The following is a 25,068-nucleotide window of genomic DNA, read 5'->3' as shown; positions in this document are numbered from 1 at the left end:
ACCGGGTTCAGCCAGATGCGGCACTAAAAACTGCCCGCCGTGGACTGGTAATGACTCTTGTCGTCTCTCCCCGGTGCTCGCCGGTACCGGGGACGACGAGCATCGGTGAAAGTTACAGCAGCCATTATGAGAATTGGCCACAGGATTATGCTTCCCGCCGTGGAACTAGAGAGTATGGCAGACACCAAGGAAGGACGCGAGAAGCAGGCCGCCGACGAGAAGCGGCGACAGATGCAACGGGACATCAGGGAGGCCCGCGAGCGTGCAGACGAGGAGGAACCACCGATTCTCCGCACCGACGAGTCAGACGAGGACTGGCCGCCGGAGTGCCGCCGCCGCGACTGTTCGGAGCCAGCGACGTTTCTGGTGCTCGAACGATACCAGGAGGAAACCGGACACGGGGCCGTCGAGGCGACGGCGGCGCTCTGTCAGCGGCATACGGCCGCCGAGAGCCCGACGAACCTCGACGGCGTCTACGAGGACTACGTGTTCCGCGTGGAGCCGCTTCCCACAGCAACGGAGTGATACTGATTACTCTCACTTTTTACCGCCGAGCGCAACTCCCGTTGGCGGCGTTCGGCGGTAAGAGACGAGAGTAATCAGTATGAAACGGCGGCTGTGGTCTGGCGGGCGGTCGCGGGCCCTGGTTCAGATCCGTCCTCGTCGGAGATAGTGTGCGCTTTTCCCAACAGTCGGAGAGAGTGTGAGCATCTCCCAACAGTCCGAGAGGGTGCGAGCCTAGCCGAACAGCCGTTTGGTCGCGACCTCGGCGCCCTCGACGAGCGTTTCGAGTTTCGCCCACGCGATCTCGGGGTGGACCATCGCGAGGCCGGCCTGCGTGTCGAACCCGCAGTCGGGGGCGGCCACGATCCGCGTCGGGTCGTCGATGGCCCCGGCGACGCGCTCGAGGCGGTCTGCGACGACTTCGGGGTGTTCGACGATATTCGTTTTGACGTCGACGACGCCGGGGATCAGGGTCCAGCCGTCCGGAAGCGGGTGTTCGCGGAAGACGCGGTACTCGTGTTGGTGTCGGGGATTCGCCTCCTCGATCGAGAGGCCGCCGATGTCGAGATCGTAGAGGATCGGCAGGATCTCTTCGAGCGGCTTGTCGCGGTGGTGCGGTCCCTCGTAACTCCCCCAGCAGGTGTGGACGCGAATCTGTTCGTCGGGGATGTCGGCCGTCGCCTCGTTGAGCGCCTCGACGTGCATCCGGACGATGGGCTTCAGTTTCTCGATCGGCCTGTCCCCGAAGCCGCGGTGACCGGTCGTCAAGAGGTCGGGGGCGTCCAGTTGGAGCGTCGCGCCGGTCTCGGCGATCAGTTCGTACTCCCGCTTGAGCGCGTCGCCGACGACGGAGAGGAACTCCTCGTGGGAGTCGTAGTAGTCGTTGACGAGCGTTGCGGCGGCGATGCCGGGCGAGGCGGCCGTCAGGAACGTCCCCTCGAAGTCGGCGTCGGCGGCGTCGAGCAGTTCGACGAAGGTGTCGATCTCCTCGCGGGCGGCCTCCTCGCCCGCGTACTCGACGGGGCCGGTGACGGACGGTTGTTTCGTGAGATCGATTCCCTCCGCCTCGAAGGCCTCCTCGGCGTACTCGGGGTAGTCCGCGAGGTCGTCCCACAGCGGCGCATCGCGGGTATCGCCGATCCCGGTGAGGCGGTTCGCGACGTACCAGTTGAACGACACACGGGGCTGTTCGCCGTTGTTCACTATGTCGAGGCCGATATCGGCCTGTCGCTCGATGACGGATGCGGTTGCCTCGCAGACGCGGTCGTGCCACTCCTCCTCGTCGACGTCCTCGCCGGCCTGACGCCGCTTCAGCAGTTCGAGCAGGTCCGGCGATCGCGGGAGGCTTCCGATATGAGTCGTCCGAATACGGTCGGCGGTCATTCGTGTCTGTGGGGACTCTATCGCCCCTAATATGAGTTATGGTACTATAATATCTCTGAGTATGTCCAAAGGTAATCATTCGATCGAGGCTGATTCGTCGGCTGGCTACCGGAGACGGTGGGTTACGATCCCGTTTCTACCTCGTTGTCGTCGGCCGCGTTACTCTCGTCCGTTCCGTCGGCGGCGTCCTCCAGAGCCTCGTCGAGTTCCTCACTCACCGTCTCTTCAACCGTCTCCTCGACTGTTTCTTCCACTGTTTCCTCGACCTTTTCTTCGACTTTGTCAGACACTTCATCGGAGACCGTCTCGGCGACCTCGTCGACCTCCTTGCTGACGGTTTCGCCGACCGTCTTCTCGACTTCTTTGGTGACGGTTTCGCCGACAGTCTTTTCGACTTCCTTGCTTACCGTATCGCCGACAGTCTTTTCGACTTCCTTGCTTACCGTATCGCCGACAGTCTTCTCGACTTCTTCGCCGACAGTCTCCTCGATCCGTTCGGCCACCTCGCGGGTCATCCAGTCGGGATCGAACCGCGACATCTTCCAGCCGATGTGGATGACGTAGGAGACCAAGACGCCGAGGCCGAACGCGACGCCGACGCTCGTCCCGACGAGGAGGATCAGTCCGATCGCGACGAAGATCGTCACGCCGTAGGCGAGATCGACGATGAAGTTGACGCGTGCCGGCGTCATTGCTCCCTCCCTGTCAATTTGGCAGGTTCGCTTTGCGAGTTCACAGAGAGTGGTTTCGGCTCCAGGCATGAATAGCCGTTTGTTCGGCCGCGGGAGCGACACGGGACGTCCGGAGGTCCAATCGCTTAAGAGACTGCGCCCAATTTTCAGGATATGGTCGAAGTGCTTCTTCTCGTTGGGATCGCCGTGTCGCTTTTTGTCGGATTCAACATCGGCGGGGCGACGACAGGCCCTGCGTTCGGGCCGGCTGTCGGAGCGGATGCGATCTCAAAAACGGGTGCAGCAGCGCTGATGGCGGTGTTCTTCTTCGTCGGCGCGTGGACGATCGGCCGCCGGGTCGTCGATACGCTGGGCACCGAACTGGTCACCGACCCCGCCGTGTTCACGATCCAGACCAGCATCGTCGTGCTCTTTTTCATCGGCGGCGCGCTGTTCGTGGGCAACTACTTCGGCGTCCCGGCGTCGACGTCGATGACGGCCGTCGGCGCCATCGCCGGCCTCGGTGTGGCCGCCGGGGAACTGAACTGGCAGGTGATGGGCGAGATCGCGATCTGGTGGATCGTCGCCCCGATCGTCGGCTTCTGGGTCTCCGGGATGATCGGCCGGTACTTCTACACCCGAATCAACGCCTGGGTCGCGATCGAGAACACGCCCGGCCCGCTGATCGAGATCGACCGATCCGGTTCGGTTCCCCGACCGATCACCGGCCCGAACACCACGCGACGCGAACTGGCCGGCGCGGCCGTCGTCGTCTCGATCGGCTGTCTGATGGCCTTCTCCTCGGGCACCTCGAACATTGCCAACGCCATCGCGCCGCTCGTCGGCGTCGGCGTCGATATCAACCTCCTGATCGTCCTCGGCTGTCTGGCTGTCGCGGTCGGAGCGTTCACCATCGCACGCCGGACGCTCGACACGCTGGGCAACGACATCACGGACCTGCCGCTGACGGCCGCTATCGTCGTGGCCGTCGTCTCCTCGATCATCGTGACCGGGCTCTCGGCGATCGGCATCCCCGCCTCCTTCGTCATCATCGCAACGACGTCCATCGTCGGGCTCGGCTGGGGCCGGGCGACCCGGACGTCCACCATCCCGGACGTGGCGCGCGGCGAAAGCTCGCCGAACGTCTCTGTCGGCGCCCTCAAGGCCGAAGAACCCGGCGAGGAGGCGCCGGCGATCGGCGAGGAGGAGCCCGAGGATATCCCGACGGCGGCCGACCTGTTCGATCCCGCCACGACCGGGCGGGTGATCGTGATGCAGAACGTCGTTCCGATCCTCTCGACGGCCGGCGCCTACGCGACGTTCACGATCCTCTTCCAGGTCTGGTGAGGACCCGGCAGCAACCGCGCCCGCAGGCGTTACCCGACACTTCTCTCTCAATCGAGCAGACCGGGATAGTCTGCCTGAACCGCCGTCGCGACGTGTTCCCCGCTGATGAGACACATCGGCATCCCGATCCCGGGAGCGGTGTACGAACCGGTGTAGTAGAGCCCGTCGAGGCCGGCCCGGTGGCCGGGGCGGAACGGCCCGGTCTGCAGCAGCGTGTGTGCGAGCCCCAGCGCGGTCCCCTCCGGGTTGCCGTATCGCTCACGAAACTCGCGCACGCAGGCGCGCTCCTCGACGACGATCCGGTCGCGGAGGTCGACGCCGGTCTGGATCGCCAGATCCGCCAGGATCTGATCGCGGAATGACGAACGGACGTCGGGCGTGTCGTCCAACCCCGGCGCGATCGGGACGAGTACGACGACCGCGTGGTGGCCGTCGGGCGCGACCGACTCGTCGGTCTTCGACGGCACGGAGAGGTAGTACGCGGGGTCGTCGGGCCACGCGGGATCGTCGAAGATGGCTCTGAAATGCTTGTCCCAGTCGGTCGGGAAGACGAGGGTGTGGTGTTCGAGCGGGTCGACGTCGCCCTCGACGCCCAGATAGAGCATCAATGCCGAGGGCGCGTACGTCTGCGACTCCCAGTAGTCGGCGTCGTGATCGCGCGACGATGGGGGAAGCAGTTCCTGCTCGGTGTACGCGGGGTTGGCGTTGCTGACGACGAGATCCGATTCGAGCGTCCCGGAATCGGTCCGGAGCCGGAAGTCGCCGGCGGCGCCCTCGATCCGTTCGACAGTCACGCCCGTGGTGATCTCGGCCCCCCGCTGGCGTGCGAGGTCGGCGAGAGCGTCGACGACACCGGCGATCCCGCCCTCCGGGTAGAAGACGTTCAGATTCAGATCGACGTGGCTCATCACGCTGTAAAGCGCGGGCGTGTTGTGCGGGGAGCCGCCGAGGAACACGAGCGTGTACTCCAGCAACTGGCGGAGTTTTGGGTGTTCGACGTAGCGGGAGACGTAGCGATCCATATTTCCGAACAGCCGGTATCGCGGGAGGAGCGGCAACAACTCGGGGTCGAGAAACTCGCGGAACCGCTCTCTGCCCGCATACAGCACGCGATCCATCGCCAGTTCGTAGTTCCGTTCGGCGCGGTCGAGATACGTCGCGAGCGCATCGCCCGCGCCCGTCTCGTACGATTCGAAGAGGTCGTGGACGTTCGCCCGCTCTGGCCGGATCGTCGCGCTGTCGCCGTCTTTCCAGAACACCCGATACTGCGGATCCAGCCGTTCGAGGTCGTAGAAATCCTCCGGCGAGCGACCGAAGTGGGCGAAAAAGCGCTCGAAGACGTCCGGCATCAGATACCACGAGGGGCCGGTGTCGAACCGGAACCCCTCGCGTTCGAGGACGCCGGCGTGACCGCCGAGGCGGTCGTGCTGTTCGAGCAGGCGGACGTCGGCGCCCGCGTCGGCGAGGTAGGCGGCCGTCGCGAGCCCGCCGAAGCCGCCGCCGACGATAGAGACCGTTGCATCTCCGGAAAGCCGAGCCGACATACGCGCCCGTTCGGACCGGACGCTTATCCGCGCGCCCGCCGTTTTCAGTCCGCTGGAGTTTGGCTGGTTTTTTATATGTGATCGGTCCCGACCGCCCGATGATGAACGCGCTAAGGATCGGTTCCGTCCGTCGGTTCTGGCTGGACAGTGACGCCCACCCGTCGCTGCCGCTCTCGCGGGCGGCACTGCTCGTCCTCGCCGTCGGGTTCGCCGCCGCAGGGGCGGCGGGAGCGAGTGTCCCGCTCCGGGCGCAGATGGTGCTCTACCTCGTCGGGATGGTCGCGTTGAACCTCCCGCACGGTGGGTACGAGCACTTCGAGAACCTCCGTCGTCGGCGCCCGTCGTTCCGCTGGCGCTACGTCGCGATCTACCTGGGGGCAATCGCCGGCTTCGTCGGCCTGCTGCTCGTCGCGCCCGTGCTGGGACTCGCGCTCGCAGTGACCGTCGCGATGGCGAAGGGCGGTCTCGGCGGGGTGAAGGTACTCGACGCCACGTCGGGAACCGAGCATCTCCGGACGCGACCCCAGCGCTGGCTTGCAGCGGGCGTCAGGGGCGGTGCGGTGATGCTCGTGCCGATTGTCTTCCACCCCGACACGTTCGCGACGTTCAGCGCGCTGATGGTCGGCCTCGTCGATCCGAGCGCGTTCGGGCCCTACGCCGCACACTTCGGGACGACCCGGCCCCTGATCGCGGCGGGCTACGGGCTCGCGCTCGCGACGCACGTCGGCCTGGGGTACGTCCGCGGTGGCGGCCGCTCGTGGCTGGTCGACGCCGGGGAGAGCCTCCTGCTCGCGGCGTACTTCGCGGCGGTCCCAGTTCTGATCGCAGTCGGGCTGTACTTCCCCTTCTGGTACTCCGCGCGGCAGGTCGCCCGGACGGTCACCGTCGACTCGGAGCCGGTCGGCGACGAGGAGTGGGACATCATCGGCGGTGGCGGGGCGTCGGCGGTCGCCCTCCGTGCGTGGGGCGTGCTCGTCGCCGGCGCACTCGCCACGTTTCTCGTCCTCGCGACGGTCTACTGGGCGGTGCCGAACCCGCTTGCCGGCAGCGACCTCCTCCCTGGAGCCGTAGCCTTCTGGAGCATCTTCATCAGTATCGTCGCGCTCCCGCACGTCGTCGTCGGCTCCCTGCTCGACACCGAACGCGGGATCTGGTACGTGCCCTGATACTGATTGTTGTCGTCTCTTACCGGTGTTCGCCGGTACCAGGGGGTGACGGGCACCGGGAAAAAGTTACAACAATCAGTATGCGCGCGCCTGCGGAAGTCCCGGACGTCATCCGAACGAACCGACGACCTCGAAGACGAAGAGGAGGTAGTACAGCGATATCGCGAGGAGCACGACCCCGGTCCCGACGTTGACCGCCCGCCTGTGTGTCGTGAGTGCGGTCAGGACCCGGTTCCGGAAGGGTTCGGAGACGACACCGAAGAGCAAAAGCGGCGTTCCCATCCCGAGCCCGAAGGCGCCGAAGTTCGTGATGCTCGCCACCGGATCCGAAAACAGGAACGCGCGGGCGAAAAACACCGAGATGAAGCCGGGATTACACGGCAACACGATCGCCCCGAAGAACGCACCGTAGACGAAGGCCGAGAGCGACGGATACCGCGTGCTCGGGGGTTCCAGCGTCGGCAGGCGTGACTGCGGGTGGAGGTCGGCGATCAGCACCACACCAAAAAGCGCCAGCAGGCCGAACGCGACGGGAGAGACGACCTCGACGACGGCGGTCAGTGACGTCTGCAGGAGCGTGGTGAAAAGGATCCCGACGACGCCCATAAAAGCGACCACCCCCAGCGCGACCAGCGCCGCAAGCGCGGCGACCGATCGTCCGTCCTCGCCCTGGTTCGAGAGAAACGCCAGGAACCCCGGATACAGGGGGATGACACAGACCGCCGACAGCGGCGTCGCAAGCCCCAGCGTGAACGAGGTCACAGCCTCGCCGAGGAGCGACATCTCAGCACTCCTCGGCGGTCTCACGGATAGTCGGGCGCGTGCTGTCGGAGCCCGACAGGAACGTCGCAGTTCCCGACTCGCAGACGACAATCACCGGCGTGCTCGGGGCGTTCACCACCGTCGAGCCGAACCGGTCGACCAGAGACTCCGTCATCTCCGTCGGCGCGACCGCAAATCGCCAGCTGAAGTCGTTCTCCTCCGCGTGCTGCCGGACTTTGGCGGCGTCCTCGTTGGGATCCGTGTTGAGTCCGAGCAGGGTGTAGGTCCCGTCCAGTTGGGCGAGTTGGTTCGAGAGCCGCTTGCATTTCGGACACCAGACTGCGAACGACTGGATCACCACCGGGGCCGTGAGGCTATCGACGGTGAACGTCTCCCCGCCTCGCACGGCCGACAGTTCCGTGAAGAGCCACTCGTCCGATGCGGGCGTGGCTGTCTCTGTCGCCATCCCGTCGGTCGTCGCCGCTCCGTCGGTCGCGCCGGTTTCGGTGTCCCCATCGGCCGACCCACCGCCGCTCAGGCACCCCCCGAGTAAACTCGTCGCCAGCGTGCCACTTGCGGCGAGGATGGTCCGACGGCTGCTCCTGCCGTGGCGGTCGTGTGAGTCGTCCGTCATACCCGGAGTACCGACGGCAGTATACAAATCGGTTGTTCAAACTCCGTTCAAATTCTGTACAGCCTCACGGGCCACTGCGGCCGGTTCACTCCTCGCCGACGTCCGGTTCGTCGCCCTCGCGGATCCGCACCGTCGAGATCCGGGTGCCGTCGATGCCCGTGACTTCCAGCACGCACCCTGCGATTTCGACGCTGTCGCCGACAGTCGGCGCGCGGTCGAGCCGGCTGAGCACCAGTCCGCCGATCGTCCCGACTTCGTCGCTCTCGAAGTCGGTGTCGAGAGTGTCGTTGACCGTGACGATGGGGACGCCGCCGTCGACGTCGTACTCGCCGTCGTCACGCTTGTGGATCGAGTGTTCCCGTTTGTCGACGTCGAAGTCGTCGCGAAGGTCGCCGACCACGGCCTCGACGACGTCCTCGACGGTCGCGATCCCCTCGAAGGAGCCCCACTCGTCGATGACGGCGGCCATCTGTTGTCGGTCCTCCCGGAACTGGATCAGGAGATCGCTGATCGTCGTCGTCTCCGGGACGACGACGATGTCGCGAGCGATGTCCGAAGCGGTGGCGGCGTCGCCATCTTCGCTTGCTCGCAGGACGTCTTTGACGTCCACGAAGCCGACCACCTGGTCGCTGTCGTCGGCGTCGAGGACTGGATAGCGCGTGTGGCCCGCCTCGAAGACGGTCTCCCGGAGGTCCGAAAGCGTGGCGTCGGTCGACACGCTCACCACGTCGGGACGCGGGACCATCACCTCCCGGACGACGGTGTCATCGAGGTCGAACACGCGTTCGATCATCGCTACCTCCGTCGTGTCGATTTCGCCCTCCTCGCCGGACTGCGCCAGCACCCGCCGGATCTCGCCCTCGCCGAGCGTCTCGTCGGCCTCGGTGGCCGCCGGCACGCCGAGCAGGCTGGTGAAGGCGTTGGCTGTGCCGTTGAACACGATAATACCGGGGTAAAAGAGGTAATAGAAGAAGATCATCGGCGGGGCGAGCGCGAGAGACAGCGTCTGCGTCCTGGCGATCGCGAGCGTCTTCGGCGCCAGTTCGCCGAAGACGACGTGGAGAAACGTGATGATGCTGAACCCGACCGCGAAAGCGACCAGGTGGATCAGACTCGCCGGGAGCAGGGGTTCCAGGACGGGTTCCAAAAGCGACGCGACGGCGGGTTCGCCGACCCACCCCAGTCCCAGCGAAGCGAGGGTGATCCCGAGTTGGGTCACCGCCAGGTAGTTGTCGAGGTTGCCCATCACCGTCTGGAGTGAGCCGGCGCCGGTCCGTCCATTTTCAGCGAGTTGATCGACCGACGTCCCGCGGATCCGGACGAAGGCGAACTCGGCGGCGACGAAGAAGCCGTTCAGGACGACCAGAAACAGCGCGATGGCGAGCTGTCCCACCGAGAGTGCGACGTTTACCATCGGTGGAATCGACTGGCCGCGGCTGTCGGTCGTGATGCGTTCATACTCGCATCTCTCGGCCGACGTACTAAAATGGTGGACTGGGCGGATACGCGAGGATTGGTTGGTCGGCAGGACCCGGTAGCTGGGATCCGACGTCACCATCGAGCGCCACTCTCGTTGGCGGATCTCGGCGGTCAGAGACGGGAGTGATCAGTATCAGGGCAGTGAGGATGTCAATTTTTCGAGTATCGGCGGGAACGTTGGCGTCTCGAACCGCCGCCGGTACTCCCGTTCGAGCTGTCCGATCCCGAGCGGGACCAGACTCATTCCGAACACGACCAGCCATCCATCGAGCCCGATAGGCGTTGTCCGTAGCGCCAACGAGATGCCGGGGAGGTAGACGGCACCGAAAAGGATCAGCGTCGAGAGGCCGAGTGCCCCCCAGACGTACAGATTCTCCGTCACCTCGTTTCGGAGAATCCCTGACGTGATCTCCCGCATATTGAACACGTGCCAGAGTTGCGCGAACGCAAGCGTCAGGAAAGAGATCGTGACGACCTCTTCGGTCTCCAGACCGCCGGCGTACATCCCACCAGCGATGACGAATGCGCCGATCGTCGAGACTGAAATGAGCAGTCCGTATACCCCCAACTCGCCCCAGTGCGTTCGGGTCATAATCGGTTCCTCGGGGTCCCGGGGTGGGCGATCCATAATGTCCCTGCTTCCTTCACAGGCTCCGAGTGCAAACGCCGGGAAGATATCGGTCACGACGTTGAGGAAGAGAATCTGCAACGGGAGCAAGGGGAGCGGAAACCCGAGCAACGCCGCGATCAAAATGGCCAAAAGCTCGCTAAGATTGCACGACATAAGATACAGCACGAACTTGCGGATATTGTTGAATATGGTCCGTCCTTCCCTGACAGCGTGGTAGATGCTCCCGAAATTGTCGTCCCTGAGGATCATATCCGCCGCTTCCTGGGCGACCTGCGTCCCTCGCTGTCCCATCGCGACGCCGATATCGGCTTTCTTCAGCGCTGGTGCGTCGTTGACTCCGTCACCGGTCATCGCGACGATGGAGCCGGCCGTCCGGTGAAGGTCGATCAGATCGAGCTTGTTCTCGGGGTTCACCCGCGCAAACACGGACGCGTTCACGAACCGGTCGGTTTCCGCCTGAGAAAGGGTCTCCGGGTCGTCGAGTTCGCGGCCTTCGATCACCTCCACATCGGCGCTGTCGACCAGCCCGACACTGTGGGCGATATTCTTCGCGGTCCCCGCGTGGTCACCGGTCACCATAACGACCCGCATCCCGGCGTCCTGACACTGCTGGATGGTCGGCTTGACCTCCTCGCGCGGCGGATCGATGAATCCGACCAAACCGAGTAGCGACAGGTCCTCGTACGGGGGGGCATCCGTGCTGTCAACCTCCTTCCGGGCGAGAGCGAGAACCCGTAACCCCTCTTCAGCCATCCGGTCGCTTTTTTCGAGCCACTTCGCTCGCTCGCTGTCGGTCAACGCCTCGGTATCACCGTCAGTCTTCACTTGCGTGGCCGAGTCGATGACGGCTTCCGGGGCCCCTTTCACAGCAACGGTGTATGCTCCGTTCAGTTCGTGGTAGGTCGCCATCATCTTGACCGACGGATCGAAGGAGACTTCGCGGGCTTCCGGCATCGAGTCGAGGAGTGCGTCCCGTTCGATCCCGCCCTTGATCCCCGCGATGAGGAGCGCAACCTCCATCGGATCCCCAGACGTTTCGATGTCGCTTTCGTGCTCGGTTACGGACGCGTTGGTACACAGCACTCCCACTTCGAGCGCGTCTTGCACGACTGGATCCTGCGGTTCGTCCAGTTCCTGATCGTCCTGCTGGAACGTCCCGTCGGTCTCGAGCCCAGTTCCGGTGACCGCGACGGTACCGTTCGCCAGCTCGTATTCGGCGACAGTCATCCGATTTTCCGTCAGCGTTCCCGTCTTATCGGTGCAGATGACGGTGGTAGAGCCGAGCGTTTCGACGGACGCCAGATTGGTGACGAGCGCGTTACGGTCCGCCATTCGCCACATCCCCCGTGCCAATACCAGCGTGGCCACGATGGGGAGTCCCTCCGGGACGGTCGCAATCGCGAGCGCGATGGCGGTTTCGACCATCAGGAACAGGTCCTGCCCACGGAGCCACCCGGACACGAGGACGATCGTCGCAACCACAAGCAGGAAGGGAACGAGTTTCTGTCCCAGCTCGTCGAGTTTCTCCTGCAAGGGCGTCTCTTCTTCGGCCGCCTCCCGAAGCGAGGCCGAGATGTGTCCCAGTTCCGTGTCCGGGCCGGTAGAGACGACGACCGCTTCCACGGACCCTCGCGTCACGTACGTCCCCTTGTAGAGCATATTCTCCCGCTCGGCGAGCGGAACGTCCTCCTCGAGCGGGTCACTCGTCTTCCCCACGGGAACCGATTCGCCAGTGAGCGCCGACTCGTCGACCTGGAGCTTAGACGGGTCGATGATCCGGAGGTCGGCCGGAACGAGGTCGCCGGCTTCGAGAATCACGATGTCGCCCGGGACGAGATCGCCTGCCGGGATCGTTGTTTCCGTACCGGTTCGACGGACCCGCGTTTCGATCTCCGTGATCTCCTGAAGGCTCTCTATCGAGCTGATAGCCCGCATCTCGGTGACGAAGCCGATGGCACCGTTGATGGCGAGGACGGCGAAGATCGCGACCGCCTCGACGACGTCTCCCATCGCGAACGCCGCCAGTCCCGCGACTGCGAGTAACAGGATGATGAAGCTCTTGAACTGATCCGCCAGCACGTCCGCCCAGTGTCGTTTTTCCGCCTCGCGTAGCTCATTTGGGCCGAACTGCTCCAGTCTCCGCGTTACTTGATCGTCCGATAACCCTTCGTCACGAGAGACGTCCGCCCACGCCAAGACGTCAGCAATCGACTGCGACCACGGGGTGTGGTCATCGGATTTGTCTTGTGCCATTATTCACTGAGATTCTCCGTTCCCAGACGTATTCGGGGCCGGCTTCGGCAATCTTCACCGTTCGCTGTTCGGGTCGCCCGAACCGAGCGCAAACAGGTTCCGGTCGGATCGGATAACCGATCTCTCGTGATTACCGACATATTGTGCGAATGTGTCATACTTGCCTCCTTCCTCGCCGGTGCGCGCTGCGACGCCGAAATGTCACAGACGCTATGCATCTCTGCTACAACCCCATTTCCCGCCGTAACTCCGATTGAACCCGCTCCGCAGTCGTCGTGAGCCCGTCACTCACGTCCACGGGATATTCAGCAGGATTCTCGACGGCCCGAACCTCAGGGGGCAGTCGTTCCAGAGTCGACATCGCCTCCTCGCGGATCTTATCGAGGGCCGGGAAGTCGTACACGACCTCGCCATCGGTCACGACCTCGACGAGGAGTTCTCGCCCGCCGATGTCCTCGTCGGTGCGCGCCAGAACATCGCGCTGGAACGTGTCGTCGCCGAACCGGCGGACACGCTTTGCTCCGGGATAGGTCACTTTCCCTTTCGAGAGCTTCATACTCGGCTGCATCGTGCCGTTCTCCTCGACGGCGACGAGTTTGTACACGGGATTCAGCGTCGGGGCGTCTTTGCTCGTCGTCAGCGACGTTCCCGGTCCGAACCCGTCAGCGACACCGGCATCGTCGAAAAACTCCTGCAGGAAATACTCGTCGACACCTGAGGAGACGAAAACATCTATGTCATCCGGCAGGATCCCGCGAACCTCCTGTGAGAGTGCGGCGAGATCGCCGGAATCGAGGCGAACGCCGCGCACGTCGATATCCAGTTCCTGGCAGAGGTCACGTGCGGTTTTCGCCCCGGCGACCGTATCGTACGTGTCGATCAGCAGTACTGTCTCCTCGCCGTAGACCTCGGTAAATGCCTCGAAGGCGGCTCGTTCGCTCGGGAAGCTCTGGATCCACGAGTGCGCCATCGTTCCGTAGACCGGGATGCCGAACAGTGCCCCGGCGGCTTCGTTCGAGGTGCCGTCGACGCCCCCCACGTAGGCGGCACGGGCAGCCTTGACACCGGCATCCGTCCCGTGGGCTCGTCGGCTGCCGAAATCGACGAGCTGCTGGTCGTTACCCTCCCGGCGGACGACGTCGCGCATACGGGCGGCTTTCGTGGCGATCAGGCTCTGAAACCCGATCTGATTGAGAAACAGCGTCTCGAACAGTTGCGCTTGGTCGATCGGTGCTGTTACCTCGAGGAAAGGTTCGTTCGGGAAGACGGCGGTTCCTTCGGGGACAGCACGAACATCGCCGGTAAATTCGAAATCCGCCAGGTACTCGAGGAAGTCCTCCGGAAACCCCTCCTCTCGAAGGTAGGTGAGCTGACGGTCATCGAACGTGAGGTCCTGGAGGTAGGCGATAGCTTGTTCGAGACCGGCGGCGATGACGTACCCGCGGTTTTCGGGTAAAGACCGGTAAAACAGTGAGAACGTTGCCCGGGGAGTGTGTCCGGTGTCTCGGTATCCCCGGAGCATCGTCAGTTCGTATCGATCGGTGAACAGGCCGATGGTGTCCGGCGAAAGGTAGCCGAATCCGGCGGTTGCATCAGTCCCCATATCTGTGGGGCTCGTTATCACAAACCAAGTATCTGGTGTCGGGTCCGCGTCGAAGGAGTGGATTTCCTCCCCGACAACCCTCCGCGACCACCAAAGTGTCGCCTCACCCCCCAGACGTGTTTTGTCGACGAGGGGCAATGTCCCATCCGACGCCGAAGGAGAGAGACCAGGAGGAAACCGAGTGCGACAGCAAGTACAGGGGACTCGTCGGACGGTCGTAGAACGCCAGAATCGCTGCGGCCACGACGAGGGCTCCGGCTGCCGATTATTCGAGATTGTGATCACCCGTTCTGGGTCTCTCAACTGTGTCTGTACGGACGGCTATAGTAGCGTTTGCAACTGATTGCACATCCGATCGCACGACCGCGTGCGATCGTGTGAGTGAAGACTTGCAAACGCTACTATGGTTCGCGACGGTCGAGCCGGTACAATACTCTCTCCCGGCAGAGTACCGGTCACTCCTCGTCCTGGAGGGACTCGAGCCGTTGCTCGAGGTCGTCGATCGCGTCCTCGACGCTCTCGCGTGCCTGGTCGCTCAGTTCTTCGGCCTCACTCACTGCCTCGTCGAAGGCGTCACGTACCCGCTGGACGGCCGTATCCACGTCGTCGGAGTCACTCATAGTCCGGCCGTTCCCACTCGCGTTGATCAGTTAGACCTGACTACAGTTCCTAAGCTGTGATAATTTCACCATCTTTCATTTGTATTGGAGTTGCCGTTGTAGTAGAGATGACCGCGCTTCAGGTAACGAGTCCGGCGTTTGCAAACGGTGAGCCGATTCCGGAGCGGTATGGCTACACAGCCGAAAACGTGAATCCAACCCTCGAAATAGAGGGCGTACCCGAGGAAACCGAGTCGTTGGCGTTGGTGATGGACGACCCGGATGCTGTCGAGCCGGCTGGCAAGATCTGGGATCACTGGCTGGTCTGGAATATCGATCCGAGCACCTCGACGATCCCCGAAGACTGGGACGCGTCTGAAGCTGTTGAGGGACGCAACGACTTCGGAGAACGCGGGTACGGCGGGCCGAATCCGCCGGATCGCGAACACACGTATCGATTCCGCCTCTTCGCGCTGGATCAGCGACTCGATCTCGACGCGAATGCGACAAAGGACCAACTCGAATCAGCGATGGATGGGAAGGTCATTGCCGAGGCGCAACTGGAAGGAACCTACGCCCCGTGACCACCGACGGAAACGAATCGACTCCGTGGCCTCCGTCGTCACGATATCCTCCAGACATCGAAACGAGACGGTCTCGACTCACGAGTCAGTTCCCAGTACTGGCCGACGAAGGGGCCCGCATCCGAACGTCGAAGAAACCGCAGACCTCACAGCCGACTAATTTGTTCGGACGAGACAGTGATTCCAAGCGACTGAGAATAACTCCCAATAACAATAGTGCCGCTCGACAACCTACTACCCGAAAACAGATGAACAAGAATGTCGGCGGAATAGATCGAACTGGGCGTATCGTCATCGGTATCATAGCGGGGATAGCCGGTATTGCCGCCCTGTTGGGCTACTGGGGTGCCGGGGCCGTCATCGGCGGCGTCGCGCTCGTGGTTGGCGTGATCCTCCTCGTGACTGGCACAACCCAGAAGTGTCCGATCAACGAGGCTGTCGGTATCGACACTACTGAGCGGGGGAAATGATGTGACTCCCGGTAGGTCCGAAGGACAGGGAATCTCTCCTGACGATAGCTCATCACAGTCAGTAGCCATCGACAGTGTGAGAGATCGACGTCGAACACGGACACGCCGGACGGGAATCCCGTATCCAACATAATGGATCATCAACACGTCGTCGGCACACTGCCAGCGTTTGTCGCCCTGGACAGTTCCCCGGTGCTCGCGGGGCAGCGGCGGGGGACGAGTATTCAGCTCGACGACACATATTTCACCGGGCAGTTACGAGCGTTCGAGGCGTTCGACGCCGATTCCGAAGAACGCTCCACCCCGGGTTTCGCGGAACGACCACAGGACCTCCGAGAATCGTTGCAGAGGTACAGGCAAATTGAGATCGATATTGATTCTCTCACGGAAGCGGATCTCTGGACCGCGTCGACTCGGTTCCGCCGGGAATTACGACGAATCCCGGAAATCGACTTTCTGAAGCGTCAGTTCCCCGGACGGTGTTTCGTCGTCCCGGAATGGCTGCAAAGCGGAGACCGTCTCCACTACGGGGCGCGCGTCTATTTCTTCGGGAGTGAAGAATCCACCACGCCGGAAGACGTGATTCGAGAAAACATCGATGGGATTCTGCACGACTCGTCGCAACAATTCGAACGGTATCAGGGTCGGTTACACGGCTATCCAGACTGCTGTATCGAGTTTTATCACGAACGCTCGGCGACCGCTCCATCGCCCGAATGGCGCTCGATCGAGCCGTTTGCTGACCGAATTGCCGACGAGTCGCTCGGAGATGGCATTGCTGTCTCTCTCGACGAGGTGTTGCCACGGTTCTCCGATTGGGAGGGTCGTTATGCATTCTTCGCTCGGGAATTTTTCCCCGAACCGGGATGCGACACTGCGCGGACCCACGGCCAGGCGATCTACGACGAACTGTCGTCTGCGGAACCCGTTCAACTCATCGAGGATCATTTCGGACTTACGTTCGGCTACAACTATCTCGTCGCCCGAGCAGTCCATACCGGCGGCTCGTACAGGCCGACACCGGGAGATCTCGGACAGGAGCATCTGATGTTCTATCTACCGCTCCGGGAGTTGGTGACGATGCCCCGATATTCGTGATCACCGATACCAGGACACAGGCTGTGTAGGACGTTATAGCGATTCGATCAACGGCAGTCGAACACAACGGGGAGATCCAGGATCAGTTGTCCAGTTCGGTCGTTGCTCGCTGATTCCCGCGATACAAGAAATTAGAGCAAGCGTATATGTCCGGCCCCGCTAGTTCATAGTGGACATGTCACGTCTTTCCTTCACCGAACCAGACAGACGAACCGTACTCAGATCCCTCGGTGTGCTTTCGGCCGTTGGGCTGACTGGGCTGGCCGGCTGTGGTGGCGACGGCAACGGCGACGGTGCTGGTGCGATTCCGGGAAGTGAGTATCCGGCCGTCGACGAGTGGATGACTGAGACGGATATCGGCGATGCGGACGATACGTACGAGGGGGAAATCGTGGATCTCCGCGACGAGAGCGATGTGACGATAGATGTCGGCGCAGAGGGCAATGGCGACGGGTTCGCGTACGGCCCATCCGCAGTGGCCGTCTCGACCGGAACCGAAGTTCTGTGGGAGTGGACCGGGGAAGGAGGCCAACACAACGTCGAAGCCGAACCTGACGATCAGCTCGGCGAATCCGACTACGAGTTCAGTTCCGGGGAGGCAGTCGAGGGGGACGACATCGAATACTCACGCACGTTCGACGACTCCGGAATCGCGCTTTATCACTGTGAGCCACATCTGTCGCTCGGGATGAAAGGGTCCATCGTCGTCGACTGATACTGTCATACTGATTACTCTCGTCGTTTCTCGCCGAGCGCTGTCAACGGGGGTGACGTTCGGCGGTAAACAGTGAGAGTAATCAGTATCAGAGAGCGGTCCAACACCCACAATATCCCAACGGGAACCGCACTCACCAGAGCGGAGAGGGTATCAACCTTCGCTCTCGAGTAGCCAGCCGAAGCGTTTCTCCCAGAACTCCTCGCTTCGGGGTTTTTTGCTCCGGCCGTGCGTCTTCTTGTCCCGAATCTGGCGTTCCAGGACGTCCCGTGCCTCGTTGATCGCGTGATTCGCGCCGTAACCCTCCCCGGAAGCGATGTACAGCCCCCGGTCGGTATGGAGACGAATCCGGGCGAGCAAAAGCGGCGTCCCCCGGCGTTTCTCATCGTGCTTGTGGAGGTGAATCTTGGCGTCGAGGACGCTCATACCGTGATCCCTGTCGTCGAATTTATCGACCATCGCGACGATCTCATCGTAGCTCATATCGTCTACCAGGTCGATGCCGTAGACCTGGACACCCCGGTTCCCGCCCGCCTCCCAGGTGAGCGCGTCGAGAACGTCGGTCTTCGTGACGATTCCGTCGGGAGTTCCGTCTTCGGTGACGACCAGTGACGACGCATCGATCTCGAGCATCTCATCGGCGGCCTCGTCGAGCGTTGCCGCCGGGGTGATCGTCCGCACCGGCGAAACCATAACGTCCCGCACAGGGAGGTCCAACAGTCGTGCGAGCTCCCCCTCGCGGGCACCGTACCCACCACCTCGGGCACGACCAGCACTGGCGGAGATATCCCCGCCGAACGAGTCGACACCCGCTGCGTCGCCGGATTGACTCTGTTCCGTGGCTCGGACGGTGAAATCCGTCAGGTCGTAGAGACTCACGATGCCGACTGCGGAATCATTCTCGACGACAGGAAGGTGGGTGATCCGCTGTTCACGGAAGACGTGAAGTGCTTCTCCGAGCGTCGAATCCGGATCGATCGAAATGAGGTCGCTACTGGCAGCTTCGGCGACAGTCGCTGCATCGAGGAACGGCTTGACCGCCTCGAGGATCCCATCGACTGTGACGACGCCGATCAGCTCTCGTCCCTCGAAGACGGGGAGCAGATGGGAGTCGCTGTCGATCATCAGCTGTGCGACCTTCCGAACGTCTTCGTCGGGAGCGAGTCGGGGACGTGCCATACCAACGAGCCGAGCTTTTCGTTCGGCTGGTGGTGGGAGGTTGCAAGCTGTCGTCTTGTGACGACTCCTTCGAATTCATCGCCGTAGACGACGACGCCCTTGACGGTCGGATTCTCGAACGTGCTGGCGAGCTTCGAGACGCGAGTCTCCGGGGACAGTTCGACGTAGTCGTCTGAAACGATGTTTGTAATGTCCATAGTAGGTGTCTCTCCGTTCCGGTTGGCTGCGCTTCACTGCAGATGGATCTGTACTGCCAACAAGCGATATTCGTTGCCGTCTCACAAAGACCCGCCGACTATTCTTACCATCTGAAAAACGTCTATATGAGGCCTCGGCACTCACGACTCACGATCTGTCCATAGTGAATGTGTTTAGAGCGACTATAGTGCCCACTCGTCGTGTTACTGTCCGTCCAGCATCTGGATGCCGCGTTCCACAACCGCCTCGGTCACGAAGAGACTCGTCTCACGCTGGAGTGCTCGCATACGGGATGCCGCTTCGTGTCCGTCGAGCAACCCGCGACCATACCCGAGCGCGATGACGCCGATAGAACCGCGTACTTCGACGCCCGCGTCGGATGCTGTCTCTCGGGCGGCGAGGTCGTCGGTTAGAAGAACAACTCCCCGCTCTTTTGCGACCGCAATCGCGGCGCGTTCTCCGGCGTCCAGTTCCTCAGTTCCGACTCGGCTTTCGTCGGCTTCGACGAGTTCGTACGAGAGGTCGGCCAGCCCGTCCGGAACACCACCGGCATCGACCTCCTTGTGAACCGTCTCTGGAACGAGGAGTGTGTCAAACGTCGCGACCAGTTCGAGCGAGTCGATCTCGGCGAGGTGAATGAGCGGTCCTGCGTCCGCGACAGCCGCAAGCGTCACGCGTTCAAACCCCAGTCGACGTCTTCCTCGACGACCGCACGCTCTCGCTCCGCTCGCTCGACTTTCGTCCGACCGACGTGCTCGATGGCTTCCTCGCGGTCGAGTTCCCCATCGAGGTACTGTGCGAGCACGAGGTCCTCCCACAGGTCTTCGAGCCCGCGTTCGAGTGCCCGCTCGAACACTTCGGATTCCGGAAGGCCGCGGGCCTCCGCGATTTCTCGAACACGGTCGGAAATTTCGGCGGCCATACCGTGTGATTGCTCGGCAACGTTCTTAAATCCGTGTCTACCTTCTATGCGGGAGCCTGACCGGGGTCTATGTCTCCCGTGACCACAACCAGATTACGTCAGAGATACCCTCTACCGCCAAAAATAGTGGCCTCTGCACTCATAGGGTTCGTCGTCGCCGAGCGCCACCCCGGCTCGGAACGGTGCCGTCGTCATCGGCCACCTGTGATACGAAAGCGGTTTCAAAGAACGTTCCGAGGCCCGTCGCCGCAGTTGCTGTGCTATACGACTCGGGCGAACGCGAGCGTCCCGCTGGTTCGCTCGACGATCGCACGGACTGTCTGGCCCTCGCGCGCACCAGTGACGAAGATCGTGAACTTCCCCTTCTCGGCGACGCCGTCGCCCTTCCGGCCGGTGCCGGTGATCTCCAGTTCGTAGGTCTGGCCCTCCTCGACGGCCGGGCCGGATTGCGATTGCGTCTGTGCGGCGCGCTTGGCAACAGGACGGAACGCCCCGCAGGCCTCACAGCGGAGCATATCGACGCCGTCCTCGGTGACGAGGCGGGTGTCCGGCAGGCCACACTCCGAGCAGAGGACGTATTCGGTGATATATTCGTCAATCGCCGCCTCGAAGTCCGAGACAGTAAAGGAGCCGTTGTACCGCGCGCGGTCGTCCTCGAGTTGGCCGCTGGTCCCGAGTTCGCCCTGGATGTTCCGGTGGACGTGTTCGACGTCGCGGCCGAGCGCCTCGGCGATGTCGCCGAGGTTCGTCAGTCGGGTGAACGCCCCGTCGGTCTCGCCCGCGGGGTCGGGCACGTCGAGGCGCGATTGCTCCTCGTTCCGCTCCGGGAGCGAATCGAGCGCCCGATCGAGTGAATCAGCGTAGTCCATATAGGAAAGAGAGGATGGGCCCGTATAGCCGTTCCGTGTCACGGATTCGCGAGCGGGAGGATGGAGGTTATGGGTCGCCCTCGATCGCTGCCGCGATTACTCTGCCCCGTCGCGCTTCGCTACAGCACGCTCCCGTGCGGCCGCGACGACGAGCGGGAGCGTGATCGTCGCGTCGCCGACGACCGTCGCGTTCCGCGCGGAGCGTTCGAGTTTGCCCCACGAACGCGCCTCGTCCAGCGTCGCCCCGGAGAGGCCGCCGGTGTGGTCCGGATCCATCGTCAACTGGACCGCGTAGTCGTACGCGTCGGGGATCGTCAGCATCGTCTGCAGCACGTAGTTCTTCGGGACGCCGCCGCCGACGACCATCGCCCCCGCCCGCTCGGCGTCGAACGCCAGATCCGAGAGGTGGGTCATATCGCCGAGCGCGTCCAGCCCGAACTCGGAGGTCTGCGAGTAGATCCACGCCTGGATGCCGAGCACGGAGTCCTGGATCGCCGGGCAGTAGATCGGGACGTCGTGTTCGTAGGCCGCAGCGGCGATGCCCGGATCCTCCGCGACGTCGCGGGCGTCGTTCTGCTCTGCGTTCGCCCGCCCGAGTTCGGCGGTGAACTCCTGGATCGACACGCGACGTTCGACTTCCGGGAAGACGTTCTCGCGGAGGTGCGTCTCGAACAGCGCGAAGTGCTCTTGGGGGAGATAGACGTTGTAGATCCGGTCGACGCCCTCCTCGCGCAGGTGTTCGTCGTGTTCACGGACCGTCGCCGCCGAGTCGATGTCGCTGGCCTCGCCCGCTGGATGATCCTCGTGGGGATCCGCCCGGCCGTGATGGTGTTTCCCGCCGACAGCCTCGATCGCGTCGTGGGTCAGGTTCGCCCCGGTCGTCACGAGGGCGTCGATGTGGCCGTCGCGGATCAGGTCCGCGACGATCGCCCGCATTCCGGTGGGGACCATCGCGCCGGCGAGGCCGAAGAAGTTCGTCACGTCCTCGTGGGCGAGCATCTCGGCGTAGATGTCGACTGCGCGGTCGACGGTCGCCGCGCCGATCCCGGCCTTGCCGTACTCGGTCGCCAACTCGCCGACACTCATCCCGGCCCGGACCTTCGCGTGCCCGATCGGGGCCTCGTGGAACTCCTCGCGGTCCGGTCCCTCGTGACCGCTACCGTCCTGTGTCGCCTCGTCGGGGGCGTCGTCGCTCATACCCCCTCGTCGGCGGTCCGATCGGTTATGTGTCGCGGTCCTGCGGCGACGTTGCCCGAAGAAAGAACGGTAGCTAGTCGGCGACCGTGCTCACGTCGGCGCCGACGTCGGTGAGCACCTCCATCCCGCGGAGCGCGACGGCGACGAAGCCCACCTTCGAGACGATGTCGAGGTACGTCAACACGAGCGCCTCCGTCTCCGGCAGCAGGAGGCCGGTGCCGGTCGGCGCGAGCAGCCATACGACCGGGTACAGGGTCCACACGATGACCGTGAGGTTCCGCAGGGTCGTGAACGTCCCCGAGACGCGGGAGGAGTCGAACGACGCCCGGCGCGGCAGCGTCACCATCAGCAGCCACACGAGGCCGAGGTAGGCGACGACGCCCAGGCCGAAGAGCGCAAAGCGTGTGACGCCGCCGGTCGCAGTCGCGGCGATGCCTGCCAGGACGACGACCGCGTCGACGGCGATCAGCGCGCCGAGGACCCGCTTCCCCGACCGCGCCAACAGGCCCAGATACAGGACCATCAGCGGCGTCGTCAGGAGCCAGTCGATGTAGCGGACGATCTCGATTTCGGTCCCGCCGACGGAGACGAACCCGTAGCCCATCGCCATCAGCAGGTACGCGACCGAGGCGATCCCGGTGATGCCCGTCAGGACGGCCGTGAGATCACGGGTCTCCGATCCGATCAGGAACCGGTAGGCCGACGGGAGCGTCCCCGCAGTCATCCCCGCGAGGCCGACCCACAGCCACAGTGTCGCGTCGAACTGCATACTCACTCACCTCCCCCGCTGCCGTCGAGGTCCCACGATTCAGGGGCGTCGGCGCCGTCAGCGCGCAGTTCGACGTCCGAATCGGTGTCGCTCCCGAACTCGAAACCGGCGTCGTCGCCGTCGTCGCCGGTGGCAAGTTCGTCGCCAACGCCGTCGGTGGAGCCCAGTCCGTCACCGACGGTCCCGCCAGCGGTTAAATCGCCGCCGGTCAGATCACCGCCGGCCTCTTCGGGGACCCGGAAGTCCTCGAGTACGGTCCGGAGTTCGCGTGCCTGTGCCGTCAACTGTTCGGCCGCGTCGCTCACTGTCGTCATCGTGCTCGTCTGTTGTTGGGCCGCGGCCGCCGCGTCGGCCGCCTCGTCGGCCGTCTGGTCGCCGATGGCCGCGACATCGTCGACGCGATCGACGACGGCAGTCGCCGAGGACGCCTGCTGGGCCGTCGCGTCGCGGATCTCCTGAATCGACTCGTCGGTCTCCTCGGCGGCGTCCGCGATGCTATCGAGCGCGTCGATCGCCGATTCGACCGTCTCGACGCCGCTCTCGATCCGTTCTCTGGTCTCAGTCATCGCCGCCGTCGTCTCGCCGGCGCGCGACTGGATGCGCTCGATGCGATCTTCGATCTCGGCGGCGGAACTCGCTGTCTCCTCGGCGAGTTCCTTCACCTCGTCGGCGACGACGGCGAACCCGGCCCCGTCGGCACCGCCGGACCCGTTGCCGACGCGGGCAGCCTCGATCGACGCGTTCAATGCCAGCAGGTTGGTCTCCTCGGCGATGTCGCGGATGACCTCGACGACTTCGCCGACGGCGTCGAGTTCCTCGGCGAGTTTGGTCACCTCCTCGGCGGTCTCCGCGGTGGTCCGCTCGACGGCGTCCATCTCTTCGAGGGCGCGCTCGGCGTACGCACCGCCTTCCTCGCCGATCGAGGCGGCGCGTTCGGAGGCCTCCGCGACCTCGTCGACGGTCGCGGCGATTTCCTCGGCGGACGACGAGAGGGCGTCGACCTCCTCGGAGACGTCGTGCAGCGCTTCCGTCTGCTGCTCTGCGCCGGCCGAGATTTCGGTCGTCGCGTCGGTGACCTGTTCGGAGGCGTCGGTCACCTCGTCGGCGCCGTCGTCGACCCGCTCTGCGGCGGTGACGACGTGCTCGGAGAAGGCTTTGACCTCGGCCATCGTCTCGGCGACCGCATCGAGCATCTGGTTGAACGAGACGGCGATGTCGCTCATCGCCTCGTTGTCGGTGTCGGTGTCGAGTCGCCGGGTCAGGTCGCCGTCGGCGACCGCGTCCATCACGTCGCCGTACTCGGCGGCGGTCGCCTCCAGCGCCCGGTTCTTCTCTTCGATCTCCTCTTTCCGCCGTTCGGTCTCCCGGATCTGCGACCGGAGTTCTCCACGCATCTGATCGAAGGAGCCGTACAGCGTCCCGAACTCGTCGGTCCGCGTCGTCGAGAGATCGACGTCGAGGTCACCCTTCGCCATCGCGTCAGCACGTGCTGCGAGGTGCCGGAGCGAGACGATGGTGTTCGACCCGACGACCACGCCGACGAAGGCGAGACTCACGAGCGCGAGCAGGATGAGCCCCACCACCGAGGAGGTGATCTGATCGCCGAGCGCGAACGCCGCCGCACGGTCCGTCCGCACGACCACCGTCCAGTCGTGGGACTGCATCCCGGCGCCGGCCACGAGCAGGTCGCCCTGCTCTGCGAAGCCGCCCTCGGAGAGCACGCCCGCGTCGCCCTGGTAGTCGGTGAGGATACGCTCCCCGTTCGGGTGCGCGACGATTTGCCCCTCACCGTCGACGACGACCGTCGAGCCCACACCCGCGGAGTCGGCAAACGACTGGGTGTGTGCCTTGAGGTTGATCATGTAGATCAGCGCCTTTCCGTCTGCCCCCTCGACCGGCGAGATCACCGACACGACCGGGAAGTTGACGACCTGAACGGTGAACGGCGACGTGACGTACGTGTCGTCGTCTGTCTCGAACGTCGGCGGGTCAGTGGCGAAGGGCGCGCCCTCGTCGCCCGGGTTCACGCCCTCCATCGTCTCCATCGAGCTTGCTTCGATCGTCTGCGACTCCATATCGTAGTAGTGGACTGCCACGACTCCCTCCGGCAACGCATCGTGTTCGGCTGTATGTCTCAGATGGTCCGATATCGCCTCCGTATCCCCACTTTTGATCACGTCCCGGGTGGAGTGAAGCCGAATCTGCCCCTCGATACCGCTCAGCCACGTATCGAGTTCCGCGGCCCGCGTCTCGGCCGACGTGCGGAGGTCGGTCTCGACCTCGTCCTGCAACGTCGCTGACGTCTGCTCCTGGACGACGAACCCGAACCCCACCACGAGTGCGACGACCGCGAGCAGCGCCACGCCGAGTTTTGCCCCGTAACTCGACCGAATATGTTCGAACGGGTCTGATCTTGGCATCTGAGATTTCCTTGCCAGACCCGAAGTAAAAATCCGACTCGCCGATTATCCGACGTGATAATCGTCGGCCA

At 63.6% G+C, this 25,068-nt stretch carries 22 protein-coding genes and 1 pseudogene; 7 read left to right on the top strand and 16 right to left on the bottom strand.

What is annotated here, in order from left to right:
• The first annotated feature begins 174 nt into the window (after positions 1-174).
• Entirely contained in the window at positions 175-525 is a 351-nt protein-coding gene (locus tag RJT37_RS00320; protein WP_313686773.1) for a hypothetical protein, read from the top strand.
• Between the two features lie 213 nt (positions 526-738).
• Here RJT37_RS00320 and RJT37_RS00315 read toward each other — a convergent pair whose 3' ends face one another.
• Positions 739-1,887 (bottom strand): cobalamin-independent methionine synthase II family protein, encoded by a 1,149-nt coding sequence (locus tag RJT37_RS00315; protein WP_313686771.1) that lies wholly within the window; start codon positions 1,885-1,887, stop codon positions 739-741.
• Positions 1,888-2,009: 122 nt separating this feature from the next.
• Positions 2,010-2,579: a DUF485 domain-containing protein gene (locus tag RJT37_RS00310; protein ID WP_313686769.1), complete on the bottom strand. Its 570-nt coding sequence runs from the start codon at positions 2,577-2,579 to the stop codon at positions 2,010-2,012.
• Positions 2,580-2,732: 153 nt separating this feature from the next.
• Here RJT37_RS00310 and RJT37_RS00305 point away from each other — a divergent pair, with 153 nt between their 5' ends.
• Positions 2,733-3,905, top strand: a complete 1,173-nt coding sequence (locus tag RJT37_RS00305) for an inorganic phosphate transporter (protein WP_313686767.1) — start codon at positions 2,733-2,735, stop codon at positions 3,903-3,905.
• Between the two features lie 47 nt (positions 3,906-3,952).
• On the opposite strand, the gene RJT37_RS00300 is transcribed toward RJT37_RS00305, so the two are convergent.
• The gene (locus tag RJT37_RS00300; RefSeq protein ID WP_313686808.1) at positions 3,953-5,449 is read right to left on the bottom strand and encodes a phytoene desaturase family protein; all 1,497 of its coding nucleotides are present in this window, start codon (positions 5,447-5,449) and stop codon (positions 3,953-3,955) included.
• A gap of 101 nt (positions 5,450-5,550) precedes the next feature.
• Here RJT37_RS00300 and RJT37_RS00295 point away from each other — a divergent pair, with 101 nt between their 5' ends.
• Positions 5,551-6,615 carry a Brp/Blh family beta-carotene 15,15'-dioxygenase gene (locus tag RJT37_RS00295; RefSeq protein ID WP_345785399.1) on the top strand — a complete coding sequence of 355 codons (1,065 nt, stop codon included), beginning with the start codon at positions 5,551-5,553 and terminating at the stop codon, positions 6,613-6,615.
• Positions 6,616-6,723: 108 nt separating this feature from the next.
• Here the strand turns inward: RJT37_RS00295 and RJT37_RS00290 are convergent, their stop codons facing one another.
• The 6 genes from RJT37_RS00290 to RJT37_RS00265 form a co-directional block, all read right to left on the bottom strand.
• Entirely contained in the window at positions 6,724-7,398 is a 675-nt protein-coding gene (locus tag RJT37_RS00290) for a cytochrome c biogenesis CcdA family protein (RefSeq protein WP_313686762.1), read from the bottom strand.
• A gap of 1 nt (position 7,399) precedes the next feature.
• Complete coding sequence (locus RJT37_RS00285) at positions 7,400-8,011, bottom strand: TlpA family protein disulfide reductase (RefSeq protein WP_313686760.1); 612 nt, start codon at positions 8,009-8,011, stop codon at positions 7,400-7,402.
• An 85-nt stretch (positions 8,012-8,096) separates the two neighbouring features.
• Positions 8,097-9,425, bottom strand: coding sequence for a hemolysin family protein (locus RJT37_RS00280; protein ID WP_313686759.1), 1,329 nt, complete (start codon positions 9,423-9,425; stop codon positions 8,097-8,099).
• A gap of 198 nt (positions 9,426-9,623) precedes the next feature.
• A complete protein-coding gene (locus RJT37_RS00275) occupies positions 9,624-12,374 on the bottom strand; it encodes a cation-translocating P-type ATPase (protein ID WP_313686757.1) in 2,751 nt (916 codons plus the stop codon).
• 223 nt (positions 12,375-12,597) lie between these two features.
• Positions 12,598-13,977: a nicotinate phosphoribosyltransferase gene (locus RJT37_RS00270; protein ID WP_313686806.1), complete on the bottom strand. Its 1,380-nt coding sequence runs from the start codon at positions 13,975-13,977 to the stop codon at positions 12,598-12,600.
• A gap of 455 nt (positions 13,978-14,432) precedes the next feature.
• Entirely contained in the window at positions 14,433-14,597 is a 165-nt protein-coding gene (locus RJT37_RS00265; protein WP_313686753.1) for a hypothetical protein, read from the bottom strand.
• 107 nt (positions 14,598-14,704) lie between these two features.
• Here RJT37_RS00265 and RJT37_RS00260 point away from each other — a divergent pair, with 107 nt between their 5' ends.
• The 4 genes from RJT37_RS00260 to RJT37_RS00245 all read left to right on the top strand — a co-directional run bounded on the left by RJT37_RS00260 (position 14,705) and on the right by RJT37_RS00245 (position 17,443).
• A complete protein-coding gene (locus RJT37_RS00260; protein WP_313686751.1) occupies positions 14,705-15,160 on the top strand; it encodes a YbhB/YbcL family Raf kinase inhibitor-like protein in 456 nt (151 codons plus the stop codon).
• 248 nt (positions 15,161-15,408) lie between these two features.
• Positions 15,409-15,630, top strand: a complete 222-nt coding sequence (locus RJT37_RS00255; protein ID WP_313686750.1) for a YgaP family membrane protein — start codon at positions 15,409-15,411, stop codon at positions 15,628-15,630.
• A 132-nt stretch (positions 15,631-15,762) separates the two neighbouring features.
• Positions 15,763-16,728, top strand: a complete 966-nt coding sequence (locus RJT37_RS00250; RefSeq protein WP_313686804.1) for a hypothetical protein — start codon at positions 15,763-15,765, stop codon at positions 16,726-16,728.
• Positions 16,729-16,903: 175 nt separating this feature from the next.
• Positions 16,904-17,443, top strand: a complete 540-nt coding sequence (locus RJT37_RS00245) for a halocyanin domain-containing protein (protein WP_313686802.1) — start codon at positions 16,904-16,906, stop codon at positions 17,441-17,443.
• A 153-nt stretch (positions 17,444-17,596) separates the two neighbouring features.
• Here the strand turns inward: RJT37_RS00245 and RJT37_RS00240 are convergent.
• The 7 genes and pseudogenes from RJT37_RS00240 to RJT37_RS00205 all read right to left on the bottom strand — a co-directional run bounded on the left by RJT37_RS00240 (position 17,597) and on the right by RJT37_RS00205 (position 24,997).
• A pseudogene (locus RJT37_RS00240) lies at positions 17,597-18,819 on the bottom strand (CBS domain-containing protein).
• A 204-nt stretch (positions 18,820-19,023) separates the two neighbouring features.
• Complete coding sequence (locus tag RJT37_RS00230) at positions 19,024-19,494, bottom strand: PIN domain-containing protein (protein WP_313686743.1); 471 nt, start codon at positions 19,492-19,494, stop codon at positions 19,024-19,026.
• Positions 19,491-19,742 carry a hypothetical protein gene (locus RJT37_RS00225; protein ID WP_313686741.1) on the bottom strand — a complete coding sequence of 84 codons (252 nt, stop codon included), beginning with the start codon at positions 19,740-19,742 and terminating at the stop codon, positions 19,491-19,493. Before RJT37_RS00225 ends, RJT37_RS00230 begins: the two co-directional genes overlap by 4 nt.
• 260 nt (positions 19,743-20,002) lie before the next feature.
• On the bottom strand, positions 20,003-20,611 hold the full coding sequence (locus RJT37_RS00220) for a translation initiation factor IF-2 subunit beta (protein WP_313686739.1): 609 nt from the start codon (positions 20,609-20,611) through the stop codon (positions 20,003-20,005).
• Between the two features lie 96 nt (positions 20,612-20,707).
• On the bottom strand, positions 20,708-21,808 hold the full coding sequence (locus tag RJT37_RS00215) for a deoxyhypusine synthase (protein WP_313686737.1): 1,101 nt from the start codon (positions 21,806-21,808) through the stop codon (positions 20,708-20,710).
• Positions 21,809-21,881: 73 nt separating this feature from the next.
• Positions 21,882-22,577, bottom strand: a complete 696-nt coding sequence (locus RJT37_RS00210; protein ID WP_313686735.1) for a bacteriorhodopsin — start codon at positions 22,575-22,577, stop codon at positions 21,882-21,884.
• Between the two features lie 2 nt (positions 22,578-22,579).
• Positions 22,580-24,997 carry a methyl-accepting chemotaxis protein gene (locus RJT37_RS00205; protein ID WP_313686796.1) on the bottom strand — a complete coding sequence of 806 codons (2,418 nt, stop codon included), beginning with the start codon at positions 24,995-24,997 and terminating at the stop codon, positions 22,580-22,582.
• Positions 24,998-25,068: the final 71 nt, after the last annotated feature.

Source organism: Halobellus marinus, from assembly GCF_032113415.1.
GTDB lineage: Archaea > Halobacteriota > Halobacteria > Halobacteriales > Haloferacaceae > Haloquadratum > Haloquadratum marinus.
Note: the sequence above shows the minus strand (reverse complement) of the source record. Positions and strands in the feature narration are given on the sequence as shown.

Coding starts and splice junctions, on each gene's coding strand:
- RJT37_RS00260 (WP_313686751.1), top strand. CDS start 14,705: ATGACCGCGCTTCAGGTAACGAGTCCGGCGTTTGCAAACGGTGAGCCG.
- RJT37_RS00215 (WP_313686737.1), bottom strand. CDS start 21,808: ATGAGCGACGACGCCCCCGACGAGGCGACACAGGACGGTAGCGGTCAC.
- RJT37_RS00205 (WP_313686796.1), bottom strand. CDS start 24,997: ATGCCAAGATCAGACCCGTTCGAACATATTCGGTCGAGTTACGGGGCA.
- RJT37_RS00245 (WP_313686802.1), top strand. CDS start 16,904: ATGTCACGTCTTTCCTTCACCGAACCAGACAGACGAACCGTACTCAGA.
- RJT37_RS00255 (WP_313686750.1), top strand. CDS start 15,409: ATGAACAAGAATGTCGGCGGAATAGATCGAACTGGGCGTATCGTCATC.
- RJT37_RS00295 (WP_345785399.1), top strand. CDS start 5,551: ATGAACGCGCTAAGGATCGGTTCCGTCCGTCGGTTCTGGCTGGACAGT.
- RJT37_RS00285 (WP_313686760.1), bottom strand. CDS start 8,011: ATGACGGACGACTCACACGACCGCCACGGCAGGAGCAGCCGTCGGACC.
- RJT37_RS00310 (WP_313686769.1), bottom strand. CDS start 2,579: ATGACGCCGGCACGCGTCAACTTCATCGTCGATCTCGCCTACGGCGTG.
- RJT37_RS00300 (WP_313686808.1), bottom strand. CDS start 5,449: ATGTCGGCTCGGCTTTCCGGAGATGCAACGGTCTCTATCGTCGGCGGC.
- RJT37_RS00265 (WP_313686753.1), bottom strand. CDS start 14,597: ATGAGTGACTCCGACGACGTGGATACGGCCGTCCAGCGGGTACGTGAC.
- RJT37_RS00290 (WP_313686762.1), bottom strand. CDS start 7,398: ATGTCGCTCCTCGGCGAGGCTGTGACCTCGTTCACGCTGGGGCTTGCG.
- RJT37_RS00220 (WP_313686739.1), bottom strand. CDS start 20,611: ATGGACTACGCTGATTCACTCGATCGGGCGCTCGATTCGCTCCCGGAG.
- RJT37_RS00250 (WP_313686804.1), top strand. CDS start 15,763: ATGGATCATCAACACGTCGTCGGCACACTGCCAGCGTTTGTCGCCCTG.
- RJT37_RS00225 (WP_313686741.1), bottom strand. CDS start 19,742: ATGGCCGCCGAAATTTCCGACCGTGTTCGAGAAATCGCGGAGGCCCGC.
- RJT37_RS00280 (WP_313686759.1), bottom strand. CDS start 9,425: ATGGTAAACGTCGCACTCTCGGTGGGACAGCTCGCCATCGCGCTGTTT.
- RJT37_RS00275 (WP_313686757.1), bottom strand. CDS start 12,374: ATGGCACAAGACAAATCCGATGACCACACCCCGTGGTCGCAGTCGATT.
- RJT37_RS00210 (WP_313686735.1), bottom strand. CDS start 22,577: ATGCAGTTCGACGCGACACTGTGGCTGTGGGTCGGCCTCGCGGGGATG.
- RJT37_RS00305 (WP_313686767.1), top strand. CDS start 2,733: ATGGTCGAAGTGCTTCTTCTCGTTGGGATCGCCGTGTCGCTTTTTGTC.
- RJT37_RS00270 (WP_313686806.1), bottom strand. CDS start 13,977: ATGGGGACTGATGCAACCGCCGGATTCGGCTACCTTTCGCCGGACACC.
- RJT37_RS00315 (WP_313686771.1), bottom strand. CDS start 1,887: ATGACCGCCGACCGTATTCGGACGACTCATATCGGAAGCCTCCCGCGA.
- RJT37_RS00320 (WP_313686773.1), top strand. CDS start 175: ATGGCAGACACCAAGGAAGGACGCGAGAAGCAGGCCGCCGACGAGAAG.